Source organism: Priestia sp. FSL P4-0332 (assembly GCF_038005845.1).
Taxonomy (GTDB): Bacteria; Bacillota; Bacilli; order Bacillales; family Bacillaceae_H; genus Priestia.
On the sequence record NZ_JBBOUA010000001.1, the window covers coordinates 237,501 to 240,000 of the forward strand.

General features: G+C 52.4%; 3 rRNA genes (2 of these 3 only partly in view). All 3 read left to right on the forward strand.

Going from position 1 to position 2,500, the window contains the following annotated elements:
- Nucleotides 1-1,565 (forward strand): 23S ribosomal RNA (locus MKY06_RS01365) (it extends 1,371 nt beyond the left edge of the window).
- 62 nt (nt 1,566-1,627) lie between these two features.
- Nucleotides 1,628-1,743 (forward strand): 5S ribosomal RNA (rrf, locus tag MKY06_RS01370).
- A gap of 162 nt (nt 1,744-1,905) precedes the next feature.
- Nucleotides 1,906-2,500, forward strand: a 16S ribosomal RNA gene (locus MKY06_RS01375) (it continues 957 nt past the right edge of the window).

Consider the following 2,500-nt stretch of genomic DNA (forward strand, 5'->3'; position numbering starts at 1 on the left):
TCCGCTCAGGGTTAGTCGGGACCTAAGCCGAGGCTGAAAAGCGTAGGCGATGGCCAACAGGTTGATATTCCTGTACCACCTCCCCGCCGTTTGAGTAATGGGGGGACGCAGTAGGATAGGGTAAGCGCGCTGCTGGATATGCGCGTTCAAGCAGTTAGGCTGATGAGTAGGCAAATCCGCTCATCATAAAGGCTGAGCTGTGATGACGAGGGAATTATAGTACCGAAGTTCCTGATTCCACACTGCCAAGAAAAGCCTCTAGCGAGGCGGGAGGTGCCCGTACCGCAAACCGACACAGGTAGGCGAGGAGAGAATCCTAAGGTGATCGAGAGAACTCTCGTTAAGGAACTCGGCAAAATGACCCCGTAACTTCGGGAGAAGGGGTGCTCTGGTAGGGTGTATAGCCCGAGAGAGCCGCAGTGAATAGGCCCAGGCGACTGTTTAGCAAAAACACAGGTCTCTGCGAAGCCGCAAGGCGAAGTATAGGGGCTGACGCCTGCCCGGTGCTGGAAGGTTAAGAGGAGGGGTTATCCTTTGGGAGAAGCTCTGAATCGAAGCCCCAGTAAACGGCGGCCGTAACTATAACGGTCCTAAGGTAGCGAAATTCCTTGTCGGGTAAGTTCCGACCCGCACGAAAGGCGTAACGATCTGGGCACTGTCTCAACGAGAGACTCGGTGAAATTATAGTACCTGTGAAGATGCAGGTTACCCGCGACAGGACGGAAAGACCCCGTGGAGCTTTACTGTAGCCTGATATTGAATTTTGGTACAGCTTGTACAGGATAGGTAGGAGCCTGAGAAGCCGGAGCGCTAGCTTCGGTGGAGGCGTCGGTGGGATACTACCCTGGCTGTATTGAAATTCTAACCCGCGGCCCTGATCGGGCCGGGAGACAGTGTCAGGTGGGCAGTTTGACTGGGGCGGTCGCCTCCTAAAATGTAACGGAGGCGCCCAAAGGTTCCCTCAGAATGGTTGGAAATCATTCGTAGAGTGTAAAGGCACAAGGGAGCTTGACTGCGAGACCTACAAGTCGAGCAGGGACGAAAGTCGGGCTTAGTGATCCGGTGGTTCCGCATGGAAGGGCCATCGCTCAACGGATAAAAGCTACCCCGGGGATAACAGGCTTATCTCCCCCAAGAGTCCACATCGACGGGGAGGTTTGGCACCTCGATGTCGGCTCATCGCATCCTGGGGCTGTAGTCGGTCCCAAGGGTTGGGCTGTTCGCCCATTAAAGCGGTACGCGAGCTGGGTTCAGAACGTCGTGAGACAGTTCGGTCCCTATCCGTCGTGGGCGTAGGAAATTTGAGAGGAGCTGTCCTTAGTACGAGAGGACCGGGATGGACACACCGCTGGTGTACCAGTTGTCTTGCCAAAGGCATCGCTGGGTAGCTATGTGTGGACGGGATAAGTGCTGAAAGCATCTAAGCATGAAGCCCCCCTCAAGATGAGATTTCCCATAGCGCAAGCTAGTAAGATCCCTGAAAGATGATCAGGTTGATAGGTCAGAGGTGGAAGCGTGGCGACATGTGTAGCTGACTGATACTAATCGATCGAGGACTTAACCAAACTTTAAAAGCGTAAGCTTTACTCAGCAAACTGTTATCTAGTTTTGAGAGAACAATCTCTTGTCTGGTGGCGATAGCGAAGAGGTCACACCCGTTCCCATACCGAACACGGAAGTTAAGCTCTTTAGCGCCAATGGTAGTTGGGACTTTGTCCCTGTGAGAGTAGGACGTTGCCAGGCTGGAAAAGATCTCTCTTTTCTTTTAAAAAAGTTGTTGACATTACGTTGATAACTTGATAAGATAGTAAAGTCGCTTAAGAGCGGCGGTTGAACTTTGAAAACTGAACAAAGCGACAAACGTCAACGTTAATTTTTATTTTTTAATTGAGCAAGTCAAACATTTCTTCGGAGAGTTTGATCCTGGCTCAGGATGAACGCTGGCGGCGTGCCTAATACATGCAAGTCGAGCGAACTGATTAGAAGCTTGCTTCTATGACGTTAGCGGCGGACGGGTGAGTAACACGTGGGCAACCTGCCTGTAAGACTGGGATAACTTCGGGAAACCGAAGCTAATACCGGATAGGATCTTCTCCTTCATGGGAGATGATTGAAAGATGGTTTCGGCTATCACTTACAGATGGGCCCGCGGTGCATTAGCTAGTTGGTGAGGTAACGGCTCACCAAGGCAACGATGCATAGCCGACCTGAGAGGGTGATCGGCCACACTGGGACTGAGACACGGCCCAGACTCCTACGGGAGGCAGCAGTAGGGAATCTTCCGCAATGGACGAAAGTCTGACGGAGCAACGCCGCGTGAGTGATGAAGGCTTTCGGGTCGTAAAACTCTGTTGTTAGGGAAGAACAAGTACGAGAGTAACTGCTCGTACCTTGACGGTACCTAACCAGAAAGCCACGGCTAACTACGTGCCAGCAGCCGCGGTAATACGTAGGTGGCAAGCGTTATCCGGAATTATTGGGCGTAAAGCGCGCGCAGGCG